Source organism: Pantoea sp. SGAir0180 (genome assembly GCF_043546245.1).
This window is the reverse complement of record NZ_CP028071.1, coordinates 1-22,618: the sequence shown is the minus strand read 5'-3', so window position 1 is coordinate 22,618 and position 22,618 is coordinate 1. Positions and strand designations below refer to the sequence as shown.

General features: G+C 52.6%; 23 protein-coding genes and 10 pseudogenes. 5 read left to right on the top strand and 28 right to left on the bottom strand.

Annotated features, from left to right (window positions below; genetic code table 11):
• Positions 1–8: 8 nt before the first annotated feature.
• The 8 genes from C1N58_RS00165 to C1N58_RS00130 form a co-directional block, all read right to left on the bottom strand.
• A complete protein-coding gene (locus C1N58_RS00165) occupies positions 9–278 on the bottom strand; it encodes a hypothetical protein (protein ID WP_394564477.1) in 270 nt (89 codons plus the stop codon).
• A gap of 2 nt (positions 279–280) precedes the next feature.
• Complete coding sequence (locus tag C1N58_RS00160) at positions 281–1,705, bottom strand: phage tail tape measure protein (protein WP_394564476.1); 1,425 nt, start codon at positions 1,703–1,705, stop codon at positions 281–283.
• Positions 1,698–1,820 (bottom strand): GpE family phage tail protein, encoded by a 123-nt coding sequence (locus C1N58_RS00155; protein WP_013027268.1) that lies wholly within the window; start codon positions 1,818–1,820, stop codon positions 1,698–1,700. The genes C1N58_RS00160 and C1N58_RS00155 overlap by 8 nt, the downstream gene beginning before the upstream one ends.
• Positions 1,821–1,852: 32 nt before the next feature.
• Positions 1,853–2,149: a phage tail assembly protein gene (locus C1N58_RS00150; protein WP_375097014.1), complete on the bottom strand. Its 297-nt coding sequence runs from the start codon at positions 2,147–2,149 to the stop codon at positions 1,853–1,855.
• A gap of 54 nt (positions 2,150–2,203) precedes the next feature.
• The gene (locus tag C1N58_RS00145) at positions 2,204–2,716 is read right to left on the bottom strand and encodes a phage major tail tube protein (RefSeq protein ID WP_033739911.1); all 513 of its coding nucleotides are present in this window, start codon (positions 2,714–2,716) and stop codon (positions 2,204–2,206) included.
• Positions 2,717–2,728: 12 nt separating this feature from the next.
• Positions 2,729–3,898 (bottom strand): phage tail sheath protein, encoded by a 1,170-nt coding sequence (locus C1N58_RS00140; RefSeq protein WP_039341968.1) that lies wholly within the window; start codon positions 3,896–3,898, stop codon positions 2,729–2,731.
• Positions 3,899–3,999: 101 nt separating this feature from the next.
• Positions 4,000–4,206: a YciI family protein gene (locus C1N58_RS00135; protein WP_394564475.1), complete on the bottom strand. Its 207-nt coding sequence runs from the start codon at positions 4,204–4,206 to the stop codon at positions 4,000–4,002.
• Between the two features lie 98 nt (positions 4,207–4,304).
• On the bottom strand, positions 4,305–4,883 hold the full coding sequence (locus tag C1N58_RS00130) for a recombinase family protein (protein ID WP_394564454.1): 579 nt from the start codon (positions 4,881–4,883) through the stop codon (positions 4,305–4,307).
• A gap of 70 nt (positions 4,884–4,953) precedes the next feature.
• On the opposite strand from C1N58_RS00130, the pseudogene C1N58_RS00125 reads away from it, so the two are divergent.
• Positions 4,954–5,478 (top strand): annotated as a pseudogene (locus C1N58_RS00125) (phage tail protein); the annotation flags it as partial.
• Positions 5,479–6,137: 659 nt separating this feature from the next.
• On the opposite strand, the gene C1N58_RS00120 reads toward C1N58_RS00125, so the two are convergent.
• The 19 genes and pseudogenes from C1N58_RS00120 to C1N58_RS00030 form a co-directional block, all read right to left on the bottom strand.
• A complete protein-coding gene (locus C1N58_RS00120) occupies positions 6,138–6,392 on the bottom strand; it encodes a tail fiber assembly protein (RefSeq protein ID WP_394564474.1) in 255 nt (84 codons plus the stop codon).
• Between the two features lie 160 nt (positions 6,393–6,552).
• Entirely contained in the window at positions 6,553–6,732 is a 180-nt protein-coding gene (locus tag C1N58_RS00115; RefSeq protein WP_394564473.1) for a hypothetical protein, read from the bottom strand.
• Positions 6,732–7,787 carry a phage tail protein gene (locus C1N58_RS00110; protein WP_394564472.1) on the bottom strand — a complete coding sequence of 352 codons (1,056 nt, stop codon included), beginning with the start codon at positions 7,785–7,787 and terminating at the stop codon, positions 6,732–6,734. Before C1N58_RS00110 ends, C1N58_RS00115 begins: the two co-directional genes overlap by 1 nt.
• The gene (locus C1N58_RS00105) at positions 7,784–8,392 is read right to left on the bottom strand and encodes a phage tail protein I (protein WP_394564471.1); all 609 of its coding nucleotides are present in this window, start codon (positions 8,390–8,392) and stop codon (positions 7,784–7,786) included. The genes C1N58_RS00110 and C1N58_RS00105 overlap by 4 nt, the downstream gene beginning before the upstream one ends.
• Positions 8,385–9,291: pseudogene (locus C1N58_RS00100) on the bottom strand (baseplate assembly protein). The gene C1N58_RS00105 and the pseudogene C1N58_RS00100 overlap by 8 nt, the downstream one beginning before the upstream one ends.
• A 3-nt stretch (positions 9,292–9,294) precedes the next feature.
• A pseudogene (locus C1N58_RS00095) lies at positions 9,295–9,644 on the bottom strand (GPW/gp25 family protein).
• Positions 9,641–10,224: pseudogene (locus tag C1N58_RS00090) on the bottom strand (phage baseplate assembly protein V). Before C1N58_RS00090 ends, C1N58_RS00095 begins: the two co-directional pseudogenes overlap by 4 nt.
• A 91-nt stretch (positions 10,225–10,315) precedes the next feature.
• A pseudogene (locus tag C1N58_RS00085) lies at positions 10,316–10,785 on the bottom strand (phage tail protein).
• Complete coding sequence (gene lysC / locus C1N58_RS00080; RefSeq protein ID WP_394564470.1) at positions 10,715–11,035, bottom strand: Rz1-like lysis system protein LysC; 321 nt, start codon at positions 11,033–11,035, stop codon at positions 10,715–10,717. Before lysC ends, C1N58_RS00085 begins: the two are co-directional and overlap by 71 nt.
• Before the next feature lie 30 nt (positions 11,036–11,065).
• Complete coding sequence (locus tag C1N58_RS00075) at positions 11,066–11,305, bottom strand: hypothetical protein (RefSeq protein WP_394564469.1); 240 nt, start codon at positions 11,303–11,305, stop codon at positions 11,066–11,068.
• Positions 11,302–11,809 (bottom strand): annotated as a pseudogene (locus C1N58_RS00070) (lysozyme). The gene C1N58_RS00075 and the pseudogene C1N58_RS00070 overlap by 4 nt, the downstream one beginning before the upstream one ends.
• Positions 11,793–12,017, bottom strand: coding sequence for an HP1 family phage holin (locus C1N58_RS00065; protein WP_033739930.1), 225 nt, complete (start codon positions 12,015–12,017; stop codon positions 11,793–11,795). The pseudogene C1N58_RS00070 and the gene C1N58_RS00065 overlap by 17 nt, the downstream one beginning before the upstream one ends.
• A 5-nt stretch (positions 12,018–12,022) precedes the next feature.
• Positions 12,023–12,226, bottom strand: a complete 204-nt coding sequence (locus C1N58_RS00060) for a tail protein X (protein WP_033739932.1) — start codon at positions 12,224–12,226, stop codon at positions 12,023–12,025.
• Positions 12,227–13,587: 1,361 nt separating this feature from the next.
• Positions 13,588–14,733: pseudogene (locus C1N58_RS00055) on the bottom strand (replication endonuclease).
• Positions 14,734–14,975: 242 nt separating this feature from the next.
• Positions 14,976–15,194, bottom strand: a complete 219-nt coding sequence (locus C1N58_RS00050; protein ID WP_394564468.1) for a hypothetical protein — start codon at positions 15,192–15,194, stop codon at positions 14,976–14,978.
• Entirely contained in the window at positions 15,181–15,348 is a 168-nt protein-coding gene (locus C1N58_RS00045; RefSeq protein WP_394564467.1) for a hypothetical protein, read from the bottom strand. The genes C1N58_RS00050 and C1N58_RS00045 overlap by 14 nt, the downstream gene beginning before the upstream one ends.
• Positions 15,349–15,354: 6 nt before the next feature.
• Positions 15,355–15,582, bottom strand: a complete 228-nt coding sequence (locus tag C1N58_RS00040; protein ID WP_394564449.1) for a TraR/DksA C4-type zinc finger protein — start codon at positions 15,580–15,582, stop codon at positions 15,355–15,357.
• Positions 15,582–15,800 (bottom strand): DUF2732 family protein, encoded by a 219-nt coding sequence (locus tag C1N58_RS00035; protein WP_006118223.1) that lies wholly within the window; start codon positions 15,798–15,800, stop codon positions 15,582–15,584. Before C1N58_RS00035 ends, C1N58_RS00040 begins: the two co-directional genes overlap by 1 nt.
• A gap of 66 nt (positions 15,801–15,866) precedes the next feature.
• A complete protein-coding gene (locus C1N58_RS00030; RefSeq protein ID WP_394550278.1) occupies positions 15,867–16,235 on the bottom strand; it encodes a hypothetical protein in 369 nt (122 codons plus the stop codon).
• 425 nt (positions 16,236–16,660) lie between these two features.
• Here C1N58_RS00030 and C1N58_RS00025 point away from each other — a divergent pair.
• Positions 16,661–17,243, top strand: a pseudogene (locus C1N58_RS00025) (phage repressor protein CI).
• A gap of 192 nt (positions 17,244–17,435) precedes the next feature.
• Here C1N58_RS00025 and C1N58_RS00020 read toward each other — a convergent pair.
• Positions 17,436–17,853 (bottom strand): annotated as a pseudogene (locus C1N58_RS00020) (methyl-accepting chemotaxis protein).
• Positions 17,854–19,773: 1,920 nt separating this feature from the next.
• Here C1N58_RS00020 and C1N58_RS00015 point away from each other — a divergent pair.
• The 3 genes and pseudogenes from C1N58_RS00015 to C1N58_RS00005 form a co-directional block, all read left to right on the top strand.
• Positions 19,774–21,698 (top strand): annotated as a pseudogene (locus tag C1N58_RS00015) (methyl-accepting chemotaxis protein).
• Between the two features lie 301 nt (positions 21,699–21,999).
• Positions 22,000–22,233 carry a hypothetical protein gene (locus C1N58_RS00010; protein ID WP_394564466.1) on the top strand — a complete coding sequence of 78 codons (234 nt, stop codon included), beginning with the start codon at positions 22,000–22,002 and terminating at the stop codon, positions 22,231–22,233.
• 125 nt (positions 22,234–22,358) lie between these two features.
• Positions 22,359–22,618, top strand: a 260-nt coding sequence (locus C1N58_RS00005; RefSeq protein ID WP_394564465.1) for a hypothetical protein, incomplete at its 3' end; no start/stop codon positions are given.

Sequence of the window (22,618 nt, the reverse complement as noted above, 5' to 3'; positions counted from 1 at the left end):
CGCGTCGCTTATCGGCCCATCGCCGCGCTGAAACCTTCAGCAACGCCGCTGATAAAAGTGCTAATCGGTTCCCAGTACTGGTAAACCAACATGGCACCCGCCGCGATAGCCGCGCCAAGCAAGACCACCGGTAGCGTAATCGCCCCCAGCGTGGCCGTAATCGCGCCACCGATGATGGCAAACGCGCTGCCCAGCAGCTCCACACCCGCCATGATAGTACTCAGCCCGCTAATGACGGGCCAGGCAATGTTCCCCACGCTGGCCAGGGAATCCACCAACGTCAGCCACCGGCCGCCAGCGTCAGCAGGCTGTCCGAGAGCTGAGGATTGATATTCATGACGCCGGTCAGGACGGACTGTACGGACAAGCCATCCTGAGTGATAGCCTGCAGGCTGGTATCAACCGACGCGTCTGCGGCTGGCGGCTGGGCAGCGGGCGCCTGAGACAGCTGATCCAGTCGGCCACTGGCTGCGCCCTTCATCAGCACTGCGGCAGGGGCCGCGCCCTGTTCACCAAAAATGGCCTGCAGATAAGCGGCTTGTTGGGCTGCGTCGAGTTTATTTTTCTCAAACGCCGCCTGTACCTGACCGAGCACCGCGAAAATGGGCTGGTTGTTGCCCTGTTCGTCAGCGGTTTGCACATTCAACGCTTTCAGTGCGCTGTCTGCGCTGGCGTCCGGTGCCTGAACATGTGTCAACATGGCGCTGACGCCAGCACCGGCCTGGCTGCCCGTCATGCCGTTTTCCGCCAGCACGCCCATCATGGCCGCGGTCTGACCGACGCTTACACCGGCGTCCTTCGCGGCTGGCCCTACAGCGACCATCGCCGTCTTAAGCGCGGTAAAATCGGTGGTTTTATTGGCAAAGGTCGATGAGAGCACGTCGCCTAACTGACCAACCTGGTCATCTGCAATGCCGAACGCGTTTTTAATATTGAGCACCAAAGACGCGCTTTCTTGCATGCTACGTTGCGTCGCGTTTGCAAGGTTAGCCACTGCCGGTGCTGCAGCTTTTGCCTCTCCCGATGAGCCACCCGATTGCGTAATCGCCGCGCGGGCTTGCACAACCTCATTTGCAGGTGACAGGTAATCAATGACTTTTCGGCCCTTTTCAACAAAGTCTTTGGCCTTCGAACTGGCACTTTGCACGTTATCTGCCAGCGCCATGCCGGCACGGTAGCGATCGCGTATGCGGTTGAGCTTGTCCTGACGTTGATTCAGCCGATCCATGGACTGACCCTGCGCATTGAGGGTGGATGTCGTCTGCTCGGCTTGTTGATTCAGCTTCCGGCGCTCACTGCTCAACCGGCGCGTGGAAATCCCGGCGTCATTCAGCGCCTGGCGTTGCTCCTGTACCGACTGACGCAGCTGAATATTTTTTTGCTGCAGCGCGTTAGCCGACTGACGCAGCTTATCCAGCGCCTGCGTTTGTTCCGCGGTGGGGTTTTGGGTGTTTTTAAGTTGAATGGCGAGTGCTGCCGCTTCTGCCCGGGTATTTTTGAGATTTTGTTGGGTCAGCGTCAGTTCTTTGCGCGTCGCACGGAACCCTTCAATCTGCGCGGATTTAGCGTTGAGCGCATCCAGGTGGTCCTGCGTTTCCTGGATATCCGCAGACAGTTTTTCTGTTTCTTTACGCACGGCACTGAACGGGCGCGTCGCCCGATCAACCGCTTCCAGCAGCACTTGCAGCTTGAGCGTGTTACTCATCTGAGGTTACTCCACTGCGGATCATCACTCTATGCCGCCAGTCGAGTAACTCTTCCAGCGACATGGGATACATTTCTGAGGGGGGCCAGTGAAAAACGCTGGCAATATCGGCCATCAGATCATTGACCGTCATATCGCGGGGCCAGCTTACGTGGCCGATTTCGCTGACAAAAAACCAATCACCTTGCCGCCCAGGGCAATCAGGTCAACCGGGTCCAGCGCATTGCATTCCGCTTTGGTCAGCGAAGGCATCGTGATACGGGGCAGCACCATCAACAGCGCATCCACATCGGACGAGGCCAGCTCGGCCAGTCGTACACCGCGCAGTGCGCCGGCGTTCGGTTTGACCAGCTCGATCTGGGCGATCACTACATCACCGCGTGAAATCGGGCTTTCCAGCACCACCAGGTTGTCTTTCTGTTCCGGCTTATCCAGCTGTTCCATTTTTTCTCCATCTCAATCAAGAGGGACCAGCGCAGAACGCGCTGGCCTTTGTTATTACACCAGGCCGAGATTTTTACGGCGCTGTTCCAGACGATCGACGCCGTTGACCTTCTCCACCATGTTGACGGTGTCGATTTCAATCAGCTCTTTGCCATTCCAGGTCAGTTTGAAATAGGTATTTTTGCTGGTGACTTTGGTTTCGGCGTTTTCACCCTGCTTGGCTTCACCGAAGTCAAACGCCTGGTGCTTACCGCGCACTTCGATTTCAACGGCAATCTCTTCGCCGGTGTCATCGCGCTGATAAGAACCGGTAAAACGTAACGGAACGTTGGCCGTTGCGCCCCACTGGCTGAGTACCAGCTCATCCATACCGCCCAGCGTCCACTCCATATCGAGCGCCGCATCGTCCAGGCCGTTATCGATAAACGCGGCGCCGTTCATGCCGCCTGCGCGATAGGTATCCAGCTTGCGTGACAGCTTCGGCAACGTAACGGCGGTTACAATGCCCTGATAGCTGTTTGAATCATTGAAGAGGTTTAACCCCTTGAGTTTACGTGGCAGTGCCATTTATCCGGCTCCTTAGCTGTTTACGGATGCGGCGAAGTTCGCCAGATAGGTATCAGTGATGCGCTGACGCAGCGTCAGATCTTCCAGCGGGGGCACCGGCGTGTAGTCGTAATCGATAAACAGTTTGCCCGCCTTCAGGCTCTCTTTATCGTTCGCGCTTTCGTCGTACCAGCAGTTCGCACCCAGCAGATAACCAGCGCTGACCAGTTCACGGAACTTCGCATTGATGCCGGCGATGATTTCGCGTACCAGTACTGGCGTCAGCGGTTTATCGTTGGCCCACATGTGCGCTTCCGCCATGGTATCGGCCAGCACCTGCGCTGAACGGGTGTAGTTCTCAAACGCGAAAAGCGGATCGTCGCTACAGGTACGGTTGCCCCAGAAACGGAAGCCGTCTTTACGGATCAGCGTGGTGACGCACTTCTCATTCAGCAGATCGGCATCGGTGCCAGTCTGTTGCAGATCCCAGAAAACGTCTGCAGAGATGCCGGTTACGCCATTGACGCCCACGTTGGACAGGGTTTTATGCCAGCCCGTATCGTTGTCAATTTTGGCGCGCAGGCCCAGCGCACGTGCGGTGGCATAAGCCATTTCAGATTTGCTGGTCGCGGTATTCCAGGCAATAAAGTCTGGCCAGATGACCATCAGCTCACGCTGGCTGAAGTTTTCGCGGTACTTCATGGCATCAGAGATGGTTTTGCTGTTCCAGGCGGACACGTAAGCAAAGCCACGCAGCTGCTGTGCAATGCTGGCCAGCGCGGTCGCCACTTCCAGCGAATCCAGCCCTGGCACGCCCAGAATACGTGGCTTAACACCCAGCTGAGTTTGCGCGCTGAGCAGCGCCTTCATGCCGGTGTATTTACCGTTCGCGTCTGTCGAGCCAATCAGGTTAGAGGTGGTTTCCGCCTGACTCGCGCCTTCTGCTACGCGAACCACGACAGTTACCGGCTTCGCCTGGTCAGCAATCGCCTGCAGCGCGGCCGCCAGGGTGCCCTGGGTACCGGCTTTGCCGATGGCCGCCTGCACGTTGGTCAGCAGAACAGGTGTGTTAAGAGGGAACGCCGTTGCATCAGCATCTTCTGCGGTGCAGATCATGCCAACAATGGCGGTTGAAACAGTCGAGATGGTGCGTGTGCCGTCATTAATTTCGACGACGCGGACACCGTGATGAAAATCAGACATCTGTAGCACTCCGTGTTGAGGGTGTGCTCAGAGTGTCAGGTCAGCAGAAAGGATGCATGCGATTGCGGTTTGCTGGCGCGTGGCTAAACAGCGGCGTGTATTTATAAGGTGACGGGACGGTCAAAAGCCCTGCTCCAGAGCCGAATCTCAACGTTTTGACGCAATCCCTCCAGCCAGAATGGATCCTGTTTCAGCAGGGCTTCCACGGCTTCTTTAGAGGCGGCGTCCACAATCCATAACGCGCCATCCGGATGGGCCGTGGCATGCTCTCTGGGGAGCCCGCAATCAGTACGCTCGATTTCGCGCACTCAAGCCACTGCAGGTGGGCTTCCATATGGGTTTTGCGAATATTGGCGCGGTCGGCACGATCGTAAAAGCGCACGGTAAATAACATCGCTTACTCCTGTTAGTTACTATTGTGATCGGTGGATTTAGCGGCGTTGGCAGGAAGATAGCGATACAGCGTTTTGACAGAGATATCCAGCACCAGCGCCACCTGGTAACGCGTGGCACCGTTCATCAGCATCCTGTTTGCGCGCTCCACGACGTCCGGCGTCATAATGCGCCGTCGGCCGCCGATGCGCCCTTTTTCACGCGCAGCGGTGAGCCCTGCTCGTGTGCGTTCAACGATTAATTCGCGTTCCATCTCCGCCAGCGCACCCATCACGTGAAAGAAAAAACGCCCCATCGGCGTGCTGGTGTCGATGCTGTCTGTCAGGCTACGGAAATTGACTCCGCGTTCACGCAGCTCCTCAGTGAGCATGACCAAGTGGCGCATATTGCGGCCAAGCCGATCCAGCTTCCACACTACGAGCGTATCGCCTTCTTTTAACATCCGCAGCGCCCGCTTTAAACCAGGCCGCTCGCTGGTCTTACCGCTGATTTTATCCTCAAAAATCTGTTCACAATTTGCACTCTGCAAGGCATTCCGTTGTAAATCGGTATTTTGGTCATTTGTTGACACCCTGACATAGCCAATCAGCATCGTTTTTCCTCTGGTAAAAAGTGAGGAGTTTGCCATTGCGCAGGTTACAGGGACCAGGCGTTTGTTTCGCGGAAACCTCGGTTTGGGCGAAGGCTCTGCTTTGCCGGTTGGTGTACCGGTTCCCTGGCCATCTGAAGTACCGCCATCAGGCTGGTTGACCTGTAATGGTGATACTTTTAGCGCAGCTGATTACCCGCTTCTGGCGAAAGCGTATCCATCACTTAAATTACCAGATTTACGTGGGGAATTTATTCGTGGCTGGGATGGTGGTCGTGGTATCGATAATGGAAGAGGGATCTTAACATCGCAGCAGTCTACGACCCTCAGAACAGCGATGCTCGATTACTATAATCAGGACGCAACGGGCGCTAATGGTGTAGTCGGGCTAGGATTCAAAAATGAAGATTCCTTATTTGATATGCAGCAATCTGACTTTAAAATGCCAGATGGAACTAACCCCAATAATTATGAAGGCGCGATTTCAGACAATGGTATGAATTCAACCATTATTACCACTATAAAATCTGGAATATCGAAAGGTATATCTATCAGACCACGTAACGTAGCATTCAATTATATAGTGAGAGCTAAGTAATAAGTTATATAAATCCTTTTCCAGAGTTCTTTTTAAGAGATGGCGAAAGCTGAGTGAGTGGCTAAAAAAAGTATAACCCCTGTATGTTAAATGTCGACAAGCATTGAGGATGCGTTATTGGACAATACTAAAGACATTATATTACACTGAAAGATTGAAACTTTCCTTTGTGATATTAGCGGTAATGAAAAATCAAAACTATTACCTTGTATAGCATATGATAATCCAGTAAAAGCCGTCGATGTATCGACGGCTCCTGCAACATTTCACTTTATCCTTCCGGCTCGAAATTGACATCGAAAGAATTACAGAGGCAAGGATATTTATGCCTCTGCAATTTGCAGGTAGTTTAGTTTTAGTTGAACATCTTTCCGTAGAATAAAGCGGCTGACTTTTTAGTGTAAAATAATTCTGACCACGTTCACTCTAGAAAGATAAATTATTCATTTTTTTAAGATGACGGTGACTTGATACTGAAATTAATCTACCCGAAGAATATTTTAATGGAAAATAATTATTATATTCTAATGTGTTAAATGGCCTAAAGGACAAGTTGGTTTCTGTTTTTACCCTGTCCAAAAAGTGAAAAATTCTCCTAACTCAGGCTGAGTTAACAGATAGCGACCCTCGCTATCTGTCATTCTTGAGAAAAACTTTAATTATTCCGGTTTTTGCGGCCAGTTAACTTCAGGTGCCGTCGATACATCGACGGCTTTCACTGCAGACTTGTATGCCATCCAGTCTGATAGTTTTGCTTTGTCATTATCGCTAATGTCACCAAGCAAAAGTTCAATCTTCCAATCGGAGATTGTCTTATCGATATTGTTTAAAATATCTTCTCGATGTTTTTCCGCGATTTCTTTATCTGCTTCATGTTTAAGCGATAAATCCTCGACCCAGTTTTCACCATCCATTTACAGTACTCTGAAGCTGGAACTTTTGAAGTTGTATTGGTTGGGTTATCACCCAGTTCAGTTATAATAAATGATTTTCCTGTTTCAGTGTTGTAGACAGTTTCACCACGATGATCGCTAATATACTCCCATGCAGAAAGGTCTTTAGTTCTGCAAACCTTCATGCCTTCTTTTTTTCTAAGGGAGCATCGACACATGAATTAGCAGGAAGTCCTACTCCTTTAGCAAGAGTTTCAGTGATAGTTGAAAGATATTCACGTGAAATACCGTCATAATTATAAACACTAACTTCCCCAGAGTTAATAGCTATGAGATTTTTATCCAACTGAGCTCTTAACATTATGCAGCCCTCAAAATATAGTTAAATGCAATGTTGCGTGGTCGTGTCTCTGCTCCACCAGTGTTTTCCATGAATATATATGTATGACAACGATTACCAGCTTGTCCCATTATTTCCATTGACTCGCTATTTTGATCAGTAAATGCAATAAAATTCGGGGTTGGGGTTCCGTATTCGTTAACAAATCTGTGGTTATGCGAACGAATTTCATCTCCTTGTGCAGAGAAGATAGTTCTTCCATTATCGACATTTCTTCCATCATCCCAGCCACGAATAAACTCTCCACGTAGATCGGGCAATTTAAGCGACGGGTACACTTTTGCCAGAAGCGGATATGTGGTGGCACTAAAAGCAGCACCATTACACTTCAACCACCCGGTTGGCGGATTTTCCGACGGCCAGGGAACCGGTACACCAACCGGCAAAGCAGAGCCTTCGCCCAAACCGAGGTTTTTGAGAACCTCCGCCACCAGCCCTGCATCTTTAATCTCTGCCAGTGCTTTAGCCGTTTGCAAATACTGGCTATGAGGGTTTGCCGCATCGACATGCTTTTTCATCACATCGTCGGTATAGGCTTTCACTTCGATGACTTTGTCATCCACATACTGGCGCGTGGCCAGCACCACCGAAGGATCAATCTTTAATGTGACGGCACTAGTGCTGTTCACGATCAGAATCATGCGCACGGTCTGGGTACGGCCGCTGCCTTCCTGAAGTTGTGGCTTGTAAGTTTCAGCGCAGTTTGCCACCGCAACCATAACGCCATCGGCGTCATACAGGCCAATTTCGCGGATCCAGAAGCCACCTTCGCCTTCAGGGATAATCTGCTCAGCAATAATCTGGCTGGTGTTCGCGGCATCCACCTTCAGTGAATTCAGCGCGGCGCGTCGCTTTTCGCCGATCAGTTTGGTCTGTGCAGGATCGGGCGTGGGCAAAGTGCCGCCGCCATCCCCCACCGCCATTTGGGTGATTTGCAGTTGGGTACCCAAGGCCGCGGCATTGGCCAGCTTAGCCGCGCCCTGATTGGTCAGTATGGCAAAATATTTCGTTGTCATGCTCTCACTTCCGTCAGGTCAATAAGATGGACCGCTGCGCCGGTGTAACCGGAACCGCCTGCGGTGATAACTTCAGGTGTATAGGGATAAACGGTAAGCTCATCGCCACTGTAACTGGCGGCCGCAACAGGAACGGTGCCGGTGCTGTCCAGATTGATGGATAACCCCGTCAGGTGACGACTGACCGGTTTGGCATCGGCAATTAATCGCTCCAGCTCGTTGTACATGGCCTCGGTGATACCGGTTTCCAGCACGCCCACGTCCAGGCGGAACGTGCCCGGCGCTTCGTTGGTGTCCCACCATTCCTTAAAGCGGATCAGATAGCCAAGCGGCTCGACCACACGGCGCAGCGATCCAATCGTTCCCTTGTGCTTATGGATGTATTCCGATGCGGCAACCACGCTGCGCTTGGTGCTTTCGCTCCAGCCTGAATCCCAACGGTCCACTGACCAGGCCCAGGCCAGATAAGGCAGCAGCTCAACCGGGCAGGTCTGGGCATTCCACAACATGCGCATCGGCGCAGGGATGGTTTCCAGCGTTGCGCAGGCTTCCGCCGCCACTACCTCCAGCGTCGATGAGCCCGTTGGCAGCAGGCGTTTACTCATCAGAACCTCCTACCGTGATCTGATAACCGGTGCAGAACGCCGCCTGGGTTTTATCCAGCACCACATCCGCAGTCGGCTGCGCCAGTTCGACGCGCTGTACGCCTTCGACGTGCAGGGCAGCGTAAAGCGCAGACTTACGGATATCGCGGCCCAGACGTGCCTGGGTGTTCACGAATGCCTGCAGTTTTGCTTCTGAGGCGGCACGAATAGGTTCGGCTTCCGGTCCGGGATAGAGGTACAGCGTTGCCTCGACGCGATAATCCACAATCTGAGCCGACTGAACCGTGACGCGGTCGGCGACCGGCCTTACATCTTCATCGTTCAGGCGGCATCCACGATTGCCAGCAGATCGTTATCCGCCACGCCGTTGCCCTCACGTGACAGAATAGTGATGGTGACGCTGGCAGGAGACGGACTGATGGCGGAAGCATCGGCGACGCGTCCGTCGGCACTGCGCGCGTGAAACTCATAGGCACCGATGGCCCTGCCACACTCAGCCCCTCGAAGGCGGCAGCAATGCGGGCACGAAAATCTTCGTCGCGCTCCATTACGGCTTCAACAGGCGGCGTGGCGGTGGGATCTGCAGGGGTCAGTACCAGCCGCGTCACGCCGTTATTCGCGCCCAGTTGATCCAGATCGCCGCCGTTGGCCCAGGCAACCATCACCGCCTTTGCCGCCTCGTTAACGCGCTGGCGCAGGATAACTTCCCGGTACGCGTTCTCCTGCAGGAGCTTCACCAGCGGATCCGACTCCAGCGCCAGTACGCGGGCAACCGACGCCTGCTGGTCGGCAGGATAGAGCGAAATCAATGTCGCCTTGCGTTCCGCAAGCAGCGTTTCATAGTCCAGCGTTTCCACCACATTTGGCGCAGGCAACTGGCTCAGGTCGATAGTAGGCATGATTCAACTCACAGGGACGGTTAACGAAAAATCCTGCGCGGTATCCGCACGGTTGCCGGTGATTTCCACCACCATCCCGCCGTCAAACGCAGACTCAAAATTGATGCCGGTCAGGCTGATGCGCGGCTCCCACTGCAGCAGCGCCATATAACAGGCCGACATGATTTGCAGACGCAGCGTATCGTTTTGCGGCTGGTCAATCAGCGCCGACAGTAGCGAGCCATAATCACGGCGCATTACCCGCGCCCGAGTGGCGTGGTCAAAATGTCGCGCACGGATTGTCGGATGTGATCCAGCTCTTCCAGCGTCGTCCCCGTTTCGCGGCTCATACCGCTATAGCGTGCTGTTGTCATAATGGCGCTCCTGTTGTCCCACCGCTGTCGCCCGGATGTTGATGCGTATGCAGCACTTTGCCATTGGAGGCGAAACTGCCGCCGCTGTGCGATACGTCGCCCTTCATCGTGCCGCCCTGGGTGACTTCCAGCGTGGCGGTTTTGAGCAACGTTGTGCACTCCACCTCGGGCGTATCCAGCAGGATTTTAACGGTCGCCTTGAGAGTGGCAGTCTGGATCCCCTCCGCTTTCAGCGCGCCGGTCTGGGGCTCATATTCAATTACCGCCCCATCGGGAAAGGAGCAGTGCAGCGCATCCGCAGAGGCCGATGGCGCCGGACTGGCATCCGAAAACACACCGGGCAAAACAAAGCCGCTGTTCAGCTCGCCGCCCAGGCTCATGATCAACACCTGCTCGCCAACCGAAGGGCATTCCAGGTACGGGTGCGTCCCGCCCGGGCTGTCAGCCAGTGCAGCCAGTCAGTGGTGTTATCACCGGTCTTTACACGGCAGGTGCCCGCCTCCAGATTGACGTCGGAGACAGTACCGATGCGGACCATATTGCGCAGCAAGCGCTTGATTTCTAATATTTGCTCGTTCATGGCAGTAGTTTCACGTTGCAGGAGAAAAGCAGCAATCGAATGCCGTTTACTCAGAAATGACTAAACAGCGCCTCAGCAACAGCGGCAGTGGCTATGCCTTCCATTCGCTGACCAGCTTGCCTTTGATATACAACTGCCAGGGCCGCGCATCGTTTTCTGGCAGCGCAGGTTCCGGCAGATGCGTGATGTGTAATCCGCCTCCTGCTGCTCAACCCAGACACGTTCGGTCAGCTGGAGCGTGACCGTCACGGTGTGCTTTCCCTCGCCCGTGGCATCGAGCGTGAAGGTAAAGCCGGTGCGGCGTTTTTCCTCCGACACCATGATGTCGGGCTGGTTTTCCCGCAGCCAGGCCAGCACGGGCACCATGATCAGATCAATATCGTCGGCATACTGAGTAATGACGACAGCCAGCTGAAAGTGGTATTCAAACGACAGCGAGCTGGCGAGGGTGGAGACCAGACTGCCGGACTGAATATCGATGGTCAGGTTGTCAGGATTTTGCTGTAGCAGCGGAACGCTGTTTATCAGCACCTGACGGAGTTGGGTTGCTTTCAACATCATGCTGCTCCTGGCACGCTTTAATCATCTCTACCTGCAACCCGCACGATGCGAGCGCAGCCTCTAACTGGCGGTTATCTGCCGCCAAATCACCCTGCGTTTGCAGGTGGTTCTCCGGGATGGGGCAACTGGTCACGCGTGGACAGCCAGTCCAGATAATCTCGGGCATTGCTGAAGGCGGGACGGCTGTGCAGCCGGATAACGTCAGCAGGCAAAGCAGTCGCACTCCAGGCACGTAAAGCGGGATTCGCATCGGTTTCTCTTCTGATTGTCGTTTCGCGGTTCAGCGCCTGAGCGCTGGCCTGGTTTTGCTGTAGCCGCAGTTCGGCCTCACGTTTTCGGCTGGCCTGACTGTCCGGTTGAGTTGATCGATGGCCTTCTCCCGGTTGCTCAGGTCGGCGGCCAGCGCCGCGGCCTTGTGCTGTGCCTTGTCCAGCCGCGCCTCGATGACGCTGAGACGCCAGCCGCCGGCCCCCAGTGCTGCAAGTAACGTCACGATCGCAAACACCATCAGTCGCATCATCCAGCCCCCTTCAGGCACCAGGCCATTTCACGCTGGCGACGGTTATCCAGCCCGGCGTTATACGTCCCTTTGACATAGACCCAGCGTCTGAGCTGCAGGCAGGCATCGCGCCAGCGGCCACGGTTAATGAAGCCCGCCAGCGTGGAGTTACAGGCGGCATGTACGCCGACGTTAAAGCCAAAGGACACCACCGCGTCGTAGACCTCGGAGGCATGTCACGTGTCATGCACTGATCAATGCGCGCTCAACGCGCATGACGTCATAAACCAGGTTGACTGCCGCCTGGCGCTCGTTCACCACGCTGGCAGGCGTAACGCCCTGCGTATGGCCAATGCCATTAGTCCAGACGCCGGCGCTGCACTGATAAGGTGACGTGCGGCACCCTTCGGCATCAGCAATCAGCCTGAGTCCGGCTTCGGAGGTTTTTAGCATCTTGATTTGCGGTAACAGTGCGGCCATGGCCAGCACGGCGACGACGGCACATCGCTTAGCGATCTGGCTCAAAATTCAGCCCCTTAACGTTGCGCTGCTGCAGCTCGTAGGTTTTGCGGCGGTAATACCAGTTGATAAAAAAGGTTGCGACATTGATGCACATCGTTAACACAGCAACGCCAGAGCCCACCATAAAAGCGATATCCTGTGGTGTGTGACGTCCAAACCACATCAGGACAATCCCGATGAGGTAATTAATCAGAGAACTGATTTTTTCCATTGGCACTAATCCCACAGATTGAGCGTCTCACCAGTAGCCGCTTGGGGCAGATCTGGTAAGACCACTTTGCATCCGTGCGGTAAGGTTGGGCCTTTTTCTGCCAGGCCAGGATTGGCGGCATAAACCTGTTCAACCGCCTGCTGCGTGCGTCCGTAATAACGCCAGCAAATCTCATCAACCGTTTCTTCCTGTCGTGCATAAATCAGCATTGATTGGCCCCTTATGAGCATAAAAACCATGGTTGGCTGGGCGAAATGTTGTCGGTAGCCTGCATTACCGCACCGCATCGCCAGGCCATATCTCCTGTCGCAAAAGCAGGTTTCATAAAGCTCAGGCCATGCGGTAAACAGGGGGCATGTGCTCAGCGCGGCCTGCGTTGCCAGCGCGCGACAGGAGTAGTGTCTGCTTCAGCAGCGCATTGCTCAACGCGGGAGCGCCCGCTCAACAGTGAGCGGGCAAAGCAGTAAAAATGGGATGAATCCGGCTAAAAAAACGGCAGGAAGGAAGAAAAGCGCGCGTTTTAACGATGAGGTTCAACGACCGGAAGAGGCAATAAAACGGGAAAGGAAGGTGCGTGTTTTAGCCGTGATGATCCGCAGGCGGAAGAGGCAGCGAAACGGGAAAGAAAAGTGCGTGTTTTAACGATGAGCGTCTGCGGCCGGATGAAGCAGTGAAACGGGAAAGGAACGTGACAACTGCCTGGCGTTTTTTGTGGCCTGACATGACAGAAAGGAACGCTAAAGACCGATCGAAGTGAAGGTCTGTTTGCCGGACCGCTGCCCGCGCCTGAACCCACATCATCCTTTGGGTGGGCTCAGGCGACGGACAACTCGCTGACGTTACAGTGAGAACGCCGGCATCATGGTTTTTTTAAAGGCGTAGCCGAAAAGACAACGGAAAATCGGTTATCGGAAAGGGTGTAGTTAGCTGCGAGTTCAGCAATCAAATTTAACGCAATTTCCCTGTCTCGTTCGCCGCAGGCCCTTCACTGGTGAGCCTGGCGATAAGCTCAACGCGCTCAAGCATAACTCGCTCATGTAATTCATTTCCACAATTCCCTCCCCCAAAATAAACACTGTACATACATACAGTATCATAGCATTGATTAACTGTGGAAGCGTTTTAAGATAGTTGGTAAAAAATTATATCATGTTGATAGGCATCAACTTTTATTAACCTTCCTTAAGACAAACCTGCGGCACTGACCTGCAGAAGCGTAAGAAAAATCAATAGATTTTTACTGTTTATAGTTTAAAAATCTGGCCTTTTAACCCACCTGTTTTCGTCCGGATCAGGCCAGGCCTGCCTGTCACGATAACGCGGCGGCACCGTCAACGCTGTCCGGCTGTCCGGCTTAAAAACCGTGCCGGAGAATGCGACAGACTGGGTTGTGTGTGGGCACTGAAAAGGCTTCTGACCTGTACCGTTCCCGAACCCGACTTTATTCCGCGCCTCCGCAGATAATGTCCCGCTATCAGAAAGAAGATATGTCTGAGACGTACAGTTATTAACAGAACTCCAAGACCGCAACGCCGGCTGCGGTTTTTGGCCGCCCTCTTCTTCAGCGCGTTTAGGCACAACTTTCCATGTTTTCAGCCGGGTCAACACGGGCGCACCGGCCCTGTCGCCGTGGCATAAACGCCTTTAATCGACTGCGTTTCCTCGCCAAAGGCATTACAATTTTCGTCGGGCTGATACCAGACACGCACGGTAAGTGCGTCACGTTTAACGAAGGGGCCGCCCTGGGCATCGGTGTACGCAGCCCATTGACCGCATCAGCCGCAGCATGTACGGCAGCAAACGCCTCGCCCGCACCATGAGCGCTTTGCAGATCAGCCAGGCGGCGCAGTTCGCGATAAACCGTGACGGGTGCACCGCCAATAAACTGAAACTGGCGGATACGCCAGCGGGCCGCCCAGGCCGAGACGGCCATCGCCGTTTCCTTCAGCGGCTTTCCGCTTTCATGATCCCGCTCGCCTTCGAGCGCATAGCCATCAATGTTTTTTGCTACGTATTTAGCGATATAGCCTGTCGCGCTGCCTTTTGCTGGATCAATGGCTTCCGCATGAAAACGCGCTTTGCGTGCGCGGGCGCTGTTCAGCTCATCGTTGTCCTGCTGGCAGGCATAATCACGCAGGATCTCACTTACCCGACTGACGTCCTCAGGGCGCATAAACATCAGCATGTGCCAGTGCGGTGTACCATCGTGATGAGGCTCAGCAACGCGCAGACCAAAAATACTGATGTTATTTCGATGCAGTTTGGCACGGACTCGCTGCCAGAGCGTGCAAAGATAGCGCTGCGTGTCCGCCGGCTGGCCCGTTCCATTTCGCATTGCGGTGGCCCGTTTGCAAGGTGGCGTGATAGCGAGACGGGGCGGTTAAAGTATAAAACTCCGCCCGGAAGCCCATATTTTGACAAAGGGTTTCAAAGCCACGAATGCGTGTCATGAGTTCCGCACGACGAATGGCTGGATTGGCCACACTGCCGTCATATTTTTCGATCAGGCTGATGCGGTTCCCTCCTCATCTTCCAGATCCATACTCTGCAGGAAGTCACGAGTGCGTCGACGCTGTTCCCTCCATTCCGCGACCGCCATCGGGCTGGCATAAGGTGACCGCTTTTTGCTGACGTTGGCTAAGGCAATATGCAGATGTTCTCGCCAGAAGGCGCTGAGACGACGCAACTGTCCTTTCCACCATTTCTCTGCCTGCATACGCAGGATGGCGGCGGTAACCTCGTCGGACAGAAGAAGCGAGTACTGACCGTTTCCCAGAGCGGTGGCGTTTGTCCCAGTTCACGGTGATGATAGCCGCGGTTGTGTAGAGGTGATGGACATAACGGTAATCCGTCCTCTCACTGATGCTGGCATGCAACTGCACCAGTTCTGCATGAATAAAGCTGGCAATATCGCCCGCGAGTAAATCAACATCAGCACGGGACATATCCGGCAGGCGGTTAAACCGCTTCATCAGTTCCCACAATGTGCCGGCCGCTCTGGCTGCACCTTGCGGCACAACAGCGTTCGGGACAGTTGCGCCACGATGCCGGACGCATGGCATGCAACTGGTAGCGCTGGTTGACTGACTCAACACGCGGTAATGTACGCTCAACAAAGGTTTTTGCTAAGTACGCATTAGCCCGGGCTGTGCCCTGTTGCTTTTCAAGTAACGCCATGCGACGCCGGACGTCCAGTTGCACCATCCTGGCCTGGCGTTAAGGTTTTCTGCCCATGCAGCCACGCCGCAATCAGGCGATCGCGGTGTTGCTGCTGGTCATAAGTGGGATACGGGCTGGCAATCGCCAGCCGGGGGCATCCCAGGGTAAGCAAAAGTCATCATCGCGCCTGTCCGTGGTGAAGACGTGTGCGTAACTCGCAGACTTCCTGACAGGACAGGCAGCGGGTGACACCCTGAACGGCGCGACGGCGCGCCTCGGGAATCAGTGCATCACACTCTTCACAAAACGAAGCGCTGATTGCCACGGGCCGTTGCGTGACCTGGGCAATATTGTGCGCCAGGATTTCTTCGCTGCGCTGCTGCGCGACATCAATGGTATCGGCCATCAGCGCAGCGCTCCTGATTCGTTTTCATAACGTTCAGCTTCGTTGCGCAGCAGTTCCGCAGCCTCAATGCCGTTTAATGTCTGACGCGTAATATGCGCCGCCATAACATTCAGCCGTCTGGCGACCGCCAGTGCGCAGGCTTTTCTTTCGTTATCAAGCAGTTTATTGAGGGTAAAGGTTGTGGCGTCATTCAGTGAATGGGTTTCGCTGTTCATCATTTCTCTCCAGATTTTGGGCAAAGTCATGCCCGACGGGTTTACGTCATTGCGTTACGATTAGGTGGTTTATTCAGGCAAAAAGCAGTCCGCCGTTGAGAACTGTCGCGGCAATATCTTTCCCCAGCGCGCCAGCTTGTTCATCGCCATGATGATGCGTTCACGACGTAACTGATCGAAACACTCGAAAGGTTTGCCAATATCTTCCTGCCTGAAACTGCCGGGCCAGTCACGATTGACCAGCGTTAAAACACAGAATTTGAAATCGTTATTTTGATGATTGAAGTACCGCAGCGCAGGGTTACGGTTGCGGTCGCGCAGCAAGCGCCAGCGCTGACGAAATTCATCAAAGGTCATCTTTTCGCTGCTGCCGTTGTCAAAACGCGCTTCGGCATGCGAAGCGGATAGCGGGCTTTTTATCTGGACGGTGCGGCTCATTGTTTTCCTCCGATAAAGTTTGCATCGGGTTTGACTGACCAGTCGCCACCGTCACTGACATCATGGTGTCTGTACCTGATGACGGATTCGCGCCTGTCTCATCGCTGGCTTTTGTTAAGCATTAAGCGAAACGGTAAGACAACTGGCCTCGGTGTCAGCACGACAAGGCGTTAAACCACTTTCACTCACATCTTGCGTGCAATCGCGGCGCTTACCGACACAATCGCCCTTGTTGCCTTATCTCACCGGTGCTGACCGTTACACGCAGACAGGTGAGCGACGCGATAAGGTTCCGGCATGACGATTGTAAAAATGGGCCTCATCAGGCAAAATCTTTCGTTATCTGATAAAGCCGCTGCTGCTGCATCAATCAAAAGCTAACTAAAACCGGAGGATACTTAGTCTGAATCTAAGTGTCAATGAAAATGAGCGTTTATACTAATTTCAAATTTCCGAACTCGAGCGCTGAAGCTCTGGATCGCGTTGTCGATGCCTATGGCTTTACCATGAAAATGCAGCTTGCAGATCACCTTGGAATTGCCGCAAGCAGCCTGTCTGCACGCTATAAACGTGATGTTTTTCCGTCAGATATCGTTTTGCAGTGCGTTATGGAAACGGGGGCGACTTGCAATGGTTGATTACGGGTAAAGGAAGTAAGTTCTCAGAAAGCAAACCTGACACACCGACACTGGTTAGAAAAAGACTAATCAGCGGAAAAATCGAGGATGCGGGTTATGTGATGCTGGATAAAGCCTTATATGCGCCCCTGAAGCAGGAACCGCGCAACGCTTTTTTACTGTTGGCCGAAACCACGCAATACATCATCGATACTGACTTCGAAGATATGCATGACGGCGTCTGGTTGGTCGAAATTGAAGGCACAGCCAGCGTCAGAACGCTGACGCGTATTCCGGTCAGGAAAGTCCACGTCAGCGGGATTGGCGTGGCCTTTGATTGTGGATTGATGACATCAAACTGATTGGCCGGGTTGTACTGACCATTCAGTGACAGGCCCGATTGCCTGGCGACGCGGGGATGTCCTGTCGTGAGGCTGGGCAAGCCAGACTCTGTGATATAAAAAAGGGCGTTACCGCCCCTGTTAAGCGATCAAACCTGAAATGCTTCAACCATGCCGCGTAAGGTGTGCGCCTGCTCTGACAGGGAGTGCGAGGCGGATGAGGATTCTTCAACCAGCGCGCGTTATTCTGGTGACCCCATCCATCTGACTGACGGCAACGCTGACCTGCGAGATCCCCTGCATCTGCTCTGACGAAGCCATTGATATTTCATCCATTGCGCCGCCAGTGCATTGACCATGCCAACGACCTTCAGAATACTTTCTCCGGTTCCGGCGGCGACATGAACGCCGCTATCCACCTGTTCCACCGCATGTTCAATCAGTTCCTTGATCTCTTTTGCGGCAGTGGCGCTACGCTGTGCCAGGATTCTGACCTCGCCAGCGACGACGGCAAAACGCGCCCACCCTCTCCCGCCGCGCTGCCTCAACCGCCGCATTTAACGCCAGAATATTGGTCTGAAACGCAATGCTCTCAATTACGCCTGTGATGTCGCGTACTTTTGTCGCGCTCAGGGCGATGTCATTCATGGTATGAGACATGCGCTGGACTTCGGACTCGCCGCTGCGCGCCAGGGTTGCAGCCTCGCGGGCAACGGTAGCCGTGTGTTGTGCACTGGCCGTATTGCTCTTCACCGTGGCGGTGAGCTGCTCCATACTGGCCGCCGTTTCCTGTAGGGCCGCAGCCTGCTGTTCTGTACGTGATGACAGCTCAGTATTGCCCTGAGCAATTTCATCGGATGCCGAAGCGACGGAGCCGGCGGTCTCTTTGATTTGGCTAACCAGACGCCGCAAACTGGACTGCATATTCGCCAGAGAAGCAAGCAGACTGGTTGAATCGTTGGCACGCAAGTGACCGGTGCGGTTAAATTGCCGCGGCAATCGCGCAGATAATGCCTGCGCCTGAGCAGGTTCACCACCGAGCTGACGCATCAGCACGCGTATAATCATATACCCCGCTGCGACGGAAACGACCACCGACAGGAGGCAAGAATCAACAGAATCAGCGTGGCCCGGCGCACATTTGACTGGTGATTTCAACGGACTTTCACTGTCTTCCATTTGCAGGCTGGTCATCTCTTTCAGCGACTCAAGTAATTGCCCTGCAATGGCCGAACCGTTTTTATCAGATAAGACGTCGCGTCCTGCTGCTTATTTTGTAAGCCAAGCTGGCCGGCATGTTCCAGCGCCGCCAGTACCGGGCCCTCGCTACTTACTATCTTATCAAAGCCTCTCTGGCCTTTGGCGTTGAATCCCTGGCAACCATTGCAGCCAGACGCTCACGGTTCTCTTATAGCTCGCTTTTTGCGTGACAATACGTTGCCACTCTCGCTGCATTTGGTCGGGATCCTTAATCAGGCAAGGTTACGCACAATGACGGCCATGTCACGTAACCACCGTACATGTCCATCCCCACACGGTATTTCTTCATTTTGACATTTACGGCTTCATCCATGCCGTTACGGCATTATTCATACCGGTATAGGCCACTGAGGTGCAGATAATAAACAGCGTAATTAAAAGGCCAAAACTCATCGTCAGGCGCGTTGAAATTTTCATTATGGACTCCCTGCTTATGGTGAAAACAGATATCGGTTAAAAAGAAAAATCCACAGTAAAAATTAACACAACCTCAACAAAAAAAATAATAATGATGATAATTATAGCTTTTAAATAAAAACAAAATTAATTTGACGAATATTAAATCTTAAACTAAAAGAAGAATTTCATTTAGAAAAAGAGAATAAAACATTGTATTGGTTACTTTCGGGCGATAAGAAAAATATTCAATCTGGTTAACAGGGAAGACTCGCCGTTTGCCGCTGCGGCGTCAGAGCGTGCCTTACCGTGTACACTTCTTCACTGTAAACAATACTTAAGCGCAGGAAAACACGCAGGCGATGACGCACGCAGCGACACAAAACGCGGCACAGAGATTGCAACACAATCTCAGCTTCGAAACGTCTTGCGGGAGTAAGCGGAATGTATGTTTAACCGTATTGAGCACGTGGCGATACTCATCGTAAGTCATATGGCTTTAATTATCTGACCAGAATATTACCCGGTAAAAGCCCTGTAAGACTTTATTGTTGACTAAAAAATAAGGATCGCCATTATCGTCACCCTCAGGATAACTTTAATTTTTTTTCATTCTTTGCGAGCGAGGCTGCTTTTTATAACAAGCATCCCATACATACCTATTTATGATTAGATGAAAATTAAAAAAGAAAAATAATTTGGCTTAGCCACACTGAAAAGAAAATTTAGTGAATCTTTAACATGATAAACAGAAGAATGCACTCTATACTGTCTTCACTGTGAAAAATGGGTCTCGCCCTGCCGTTAAATCAAACAGATCGTTGATAATAAGCGAAAAATTTCCATTCTATTACAGTAAAAACATAACATAATTATATTTTGATGATTTTATCAAAAGACACCACTCCACCTGGACCGTAAGTAATGAAAAAGATTCTCGACAAACTCGGCCTGCGACAAAATTTTTTATCCTCGGTATTTTTGCTCTGGTTTTATTTATATTACCTACCTATCTATTTATTCAGACGGGTAATGAAGCGATTAACGTAAAAACACAAGAGTTACAGGGCGTACCGATCGAAAAAGATATCCTGACATTACTTAACCTGATACAGCGCCATCGTGCGGAAAGCGCCATCGCTATTTCCCAAAATAAGCTGGATAACGCACCACGCGTAGCGCTGGCTTCTCAGATCGATGCAATGTATGAAAAAATAGCCTCTGAATTGCGTCAATATGATGCCAGCGCACAACCCACTCAGCGTTTTTAAACGTTCAGACCGCATGGTCACAGCTACAACAGGACGTGTTAACGGGGAAGTTAACGCTGTCGAGCAGCCTGACGCATTATGCCCAACTCATTCAAAACCTGCTGGACACGAATCAAGACATTCTTGATTTGTATAGTCTCTCTTTAGATGCCGACCTGAATACTTATCAACTTATTATGAGTATTTATGGCCGCCTGCCAGAGCTGACCGAAACGCTCGGGCGCATCCGGGCAAGTGGTACGTCCATCATTGCGGCGGGGGATAAAGCTGACGAATCCTATCGTGGCGCCATGGAATATCAACTTGAAGGCGGCCGAAATGCACTGGAGAAATTCAGTAATGTACTGAATAAAGCCTTTACCGTAGAGCCAGGACTGAAAACTGACTTTGCCGCGCAGGCGCAGGACGCCTATCAACGTTCGGCCAGCGTGCTTAAGATGCGGAAAACGTCTTTATCACGAAAACCGTGCAGATTACGCCTCTGGACTACGTAAAAGACTTTACCCAGGCGATTAACGCCTATAACGATCTTGGCACCAAACTCAGCCAGCAACTGGCAATCACGCTCAACGATCAAATCGATCAACGTCGTCATTCGCAGTATATCCTGCTGGCCGCATTACTGGTGTTAGCACTCATTGCAGTCTTTGTGGCGTTTATGATTAGTCGTTCGGTCACGCGCCCTGTAAAAGAGCGGTGGCAGTGGCCAGTAAAGTTGCAGCGGGTGATCTAACCACCGTAATAACGGTATCGGGCAATAATGAGATCGCCGAACTGCTGAATGCCCTGGCGCAGATGCAGCTACGTCTTTCGCTGTTAGTGACCAGTATCAAAAATAACGCGTCAACCATTGCCAACTCGTCGGAAGAAATTGCGATGGGTAATAACGACCTCTCATCGCGTACGGAGGAACAGGCCGCCTCGCTGGCTGAAACCGCCGCCAGTATGGAGCAACTGTCGTCCATTATTAAACAGAATGCCGATAACACACGTTACGCCTCCGATATGGCCGTATCGGCGACTAATGCGGCCTTAATGAGTGGTGATGCGATGAACGCTGTCATGGCGACAATGCAGAAGATTCGTGGCAGCTCAAGCCAGATTGAGGAAATCACCGCCGTCATTGACAGCATCGCCTTTCAGACCAATATACTGGCGCTTAACGCCGCCGTTGAAGCGGCTCGCGCCGGCGAACTGGGTAAAGGATTTGCCGTAGTAGCGGCCGAAGTGCGCGCACTGGCGCAGCGCTCAGCCGGTGCCGCGAAAGAGATTAAAGGTCTCATAGAGCAATCTGTCGTTCAGTCGAATGAAGGCTTAACGCTGGCGCAGGATGCGGGCAGCAAAGTTAAGCAGAGCGTTGAGGCCATAGAGCAAACCTCTCAGCTGATTCGCGATATCTCATCATCGTCTGAAGAGCAGAGCAGCGGCGTAAGCCAAATTAATATTGCCGTTAACCAGATGGATCAGGTGACACAGCAAAATGCAGTACTGGTTGAGCAGTCGGCGTCATCCGCAGATGAACTGGCAAAACGGGCCAGTGATTTGCGCGACATGGTTTCTGTGTTTCGTACAGCCTGACCGCCTGCTCAGTTAACCGGCGATGCAGCAGCATGACCGCCAGAGCCCGGCACTGCCCGGGCTCTTTCTTTGGCAAAGATGAAAAATACGTCAATGTACAATTGAATGATTGCTCAAAGAAACTTATTCTGTTGCCCGCAAAAAAAGCCAGTAAAGGTTTTCGGTGCCATTGCAGTGCCGCCTGCACATCCGTGCAGTCTCATTTTGATGCTGAGCAAACCCCCACTGGAAAAACCTGTGCTAATCTTTCGGTCTCAGAACCGCCTTCCGGGGAGTATATGAATAACGTTTTTGACGAAAAATGACGGACATCATCATCGGAGAGATGGTGACGCAGCTACTGAATGAGGATGCGGCAATTTCCTGGCGCCTTCTCCTTGAGCGGCTGCAACAGCTTCTGGATACCGAAAGTGATGAGGTACGCATTCGCGCAGCATTGCGGGCCATTGAAGAAATCCGTGCGGAGATGATTTCTCGTCCGGCTGAATCGCAAACGACAGAACTCGGTGATCTCAGTATCCATCACCTTCATTAAGTCGCTGCCAGGCAGCGGCTCACCCTACTTTCTGAAAAACGCTTTGCACGAGTAAGCGCCTTGAAAGGTATTCACATAACCGACGCGCTGATTAATAAAGGCACGTTTTCGCTGACGGAGGTCGAATGAGTGATGACACCGCCATGCAAGACATCTATTCCATTATTGGTACGATAGTTGCGCGTTTGCTTAAACCCGATGGCGAGCTCCATCTTCAGGATATTGTCAGTTCACTGCATAATACAGTGAACAGAGCACAGAGCAGCTTGAAAAGAAAGCGTGTCAGGAAGCGATACGCCTGCTTTCCCGACAGTTTCATTAAGATGATGAAGCACCGGACTAGCGGTGGCACCGATACCGCTTTATCAGTACAGGGCGATGCGCT

Coding starts and splice junctions, on each gene's coding strand:
- C1N58_RS00105 (WP_394564471.1), bottom strand. CDS start 8,392: ATGAGTAAACGCCTGCTGCCAACGGGCTCATCGACGCTGGAGGTAGTG.
- C1N58_RS00120 (WP_394564474.1), bottom strand. CDS start 6,392: ATGGATGGTGAAAACTGGGTCGAGGATTTATCGCTTAAACATGAAGCA.
- lysC (WP_394564470.1), bottom strand. CDS start 11,035: ATGCGAATCCCGCTTTACGTGCCTGGAGTGCGACTGCTTTGCCTGCTG.
- C1N58_RS00160 (WP_394564476.1), bottom strand. CDS start 1,705: ATGAGTAACACGCTCAAGCTGCAAGTGCTGCTGGAAGCGGTTGATCGG.
- C1N58_RS00065 (WP_033739930.1), bottom strand. CDS start 12,017: ATGGAAAAAATCAGTTCTCTGATTAATTACCTCATCGGGATTGTCCTG.
- C1N58_RS00155 (WP_013027268.1), bottom strand. CDS start 1,820: ATGGCCGATATTGCCAGCGTTTTTCACTGGCCCCCCTCAGAAATGTAT.
- C1N58_RS00060 (WP_033739932.1), bottom strand. CDS start 12,226: ATGCTGATTTATGCACGACAGGAAGAAACGGTTGATGAGATTTGCTGG.
- C1N58_RS00040 (WP_394564449.1), bottom strand. CDS start 15,582: ATGGCCGATACCATTGATGTCGCGCAGCAGCGCAGCGAAGAAATCCTG.
- C1N58_RS00110 (WP_394564472.1), bottom strand. CDS start 7,787: ATGACAACGAAATATTTTGCCATACTGACCAATCAGGGCGCGGCTAAG.
- C1N58_RS00140 (WP_039341968.1), bottom strand. CDS start 3,898: ATGTCTGATTTTCATCACGGTGTCCGCGTCGTCGAAATTAATGACGGC.
- C1N58_RS00145 (WP_033739911.1), bottom strand. CDS start 2,716: ATGGCACTGCCACGTAAACTCAAGGGGTTAAACCTCTTCAATGATTCA.
- C1N58_RS00030 (WP_394550278.1), bottom strand. CDS start 16,235: ATGAGCCGCACCGTCCAGATAAAAAGCCCGCTATCCGCTTCGCATGCC.
- C1N58_RS00050 (WP_394564468.1), bottom strand. CDS start 15,194: ATGGCGTTACTTGAAAAGCAACAGGGCACAGCCCGGGCTAATGCGTAC.
- C1N58_RS00010 (WP_394564466.1), top strand. CDS start 22,000: ATGACGGACATCATCATCGGAGAGATGGTGACGCAGCTACTGAATGAG.
- C1N58_RS00075 (WP_394564469.1), bottom strand. CDS start 11,305: ATGATGCGACTGATGGTGTTTGCGATCGTGACGTTACTTGCAGCACTG.
- C1N58_RS00150 (WP_375097014.1), bottom strand. CDS start 2,149: ATGGAACAGCTGGATAAGCCGGAACAGAAAGACAACCTGGTGGTGCTG.
- C1N58_RS00115 (WP_394564473.1), bottom strand. CDS start 6,732: ATGTTAAGAGCTCAGTTGGATAAAAATCTCATAGCTATTAACTCTGGG.
- C1N58_RS00130 (WP_394564454.1), bottom strand. CDS start 4,883: ATGCTGATTGGCTATGTCAGGGTGTCAACAAATGACCAAAATACCGAT.
- C1N58_RS00035 (WP_006118223.1), bottom strand. CDS start 15,800: ATGATGAACAGCGAAACCCATTCACTGAATGACGCCACAACCTTTACC.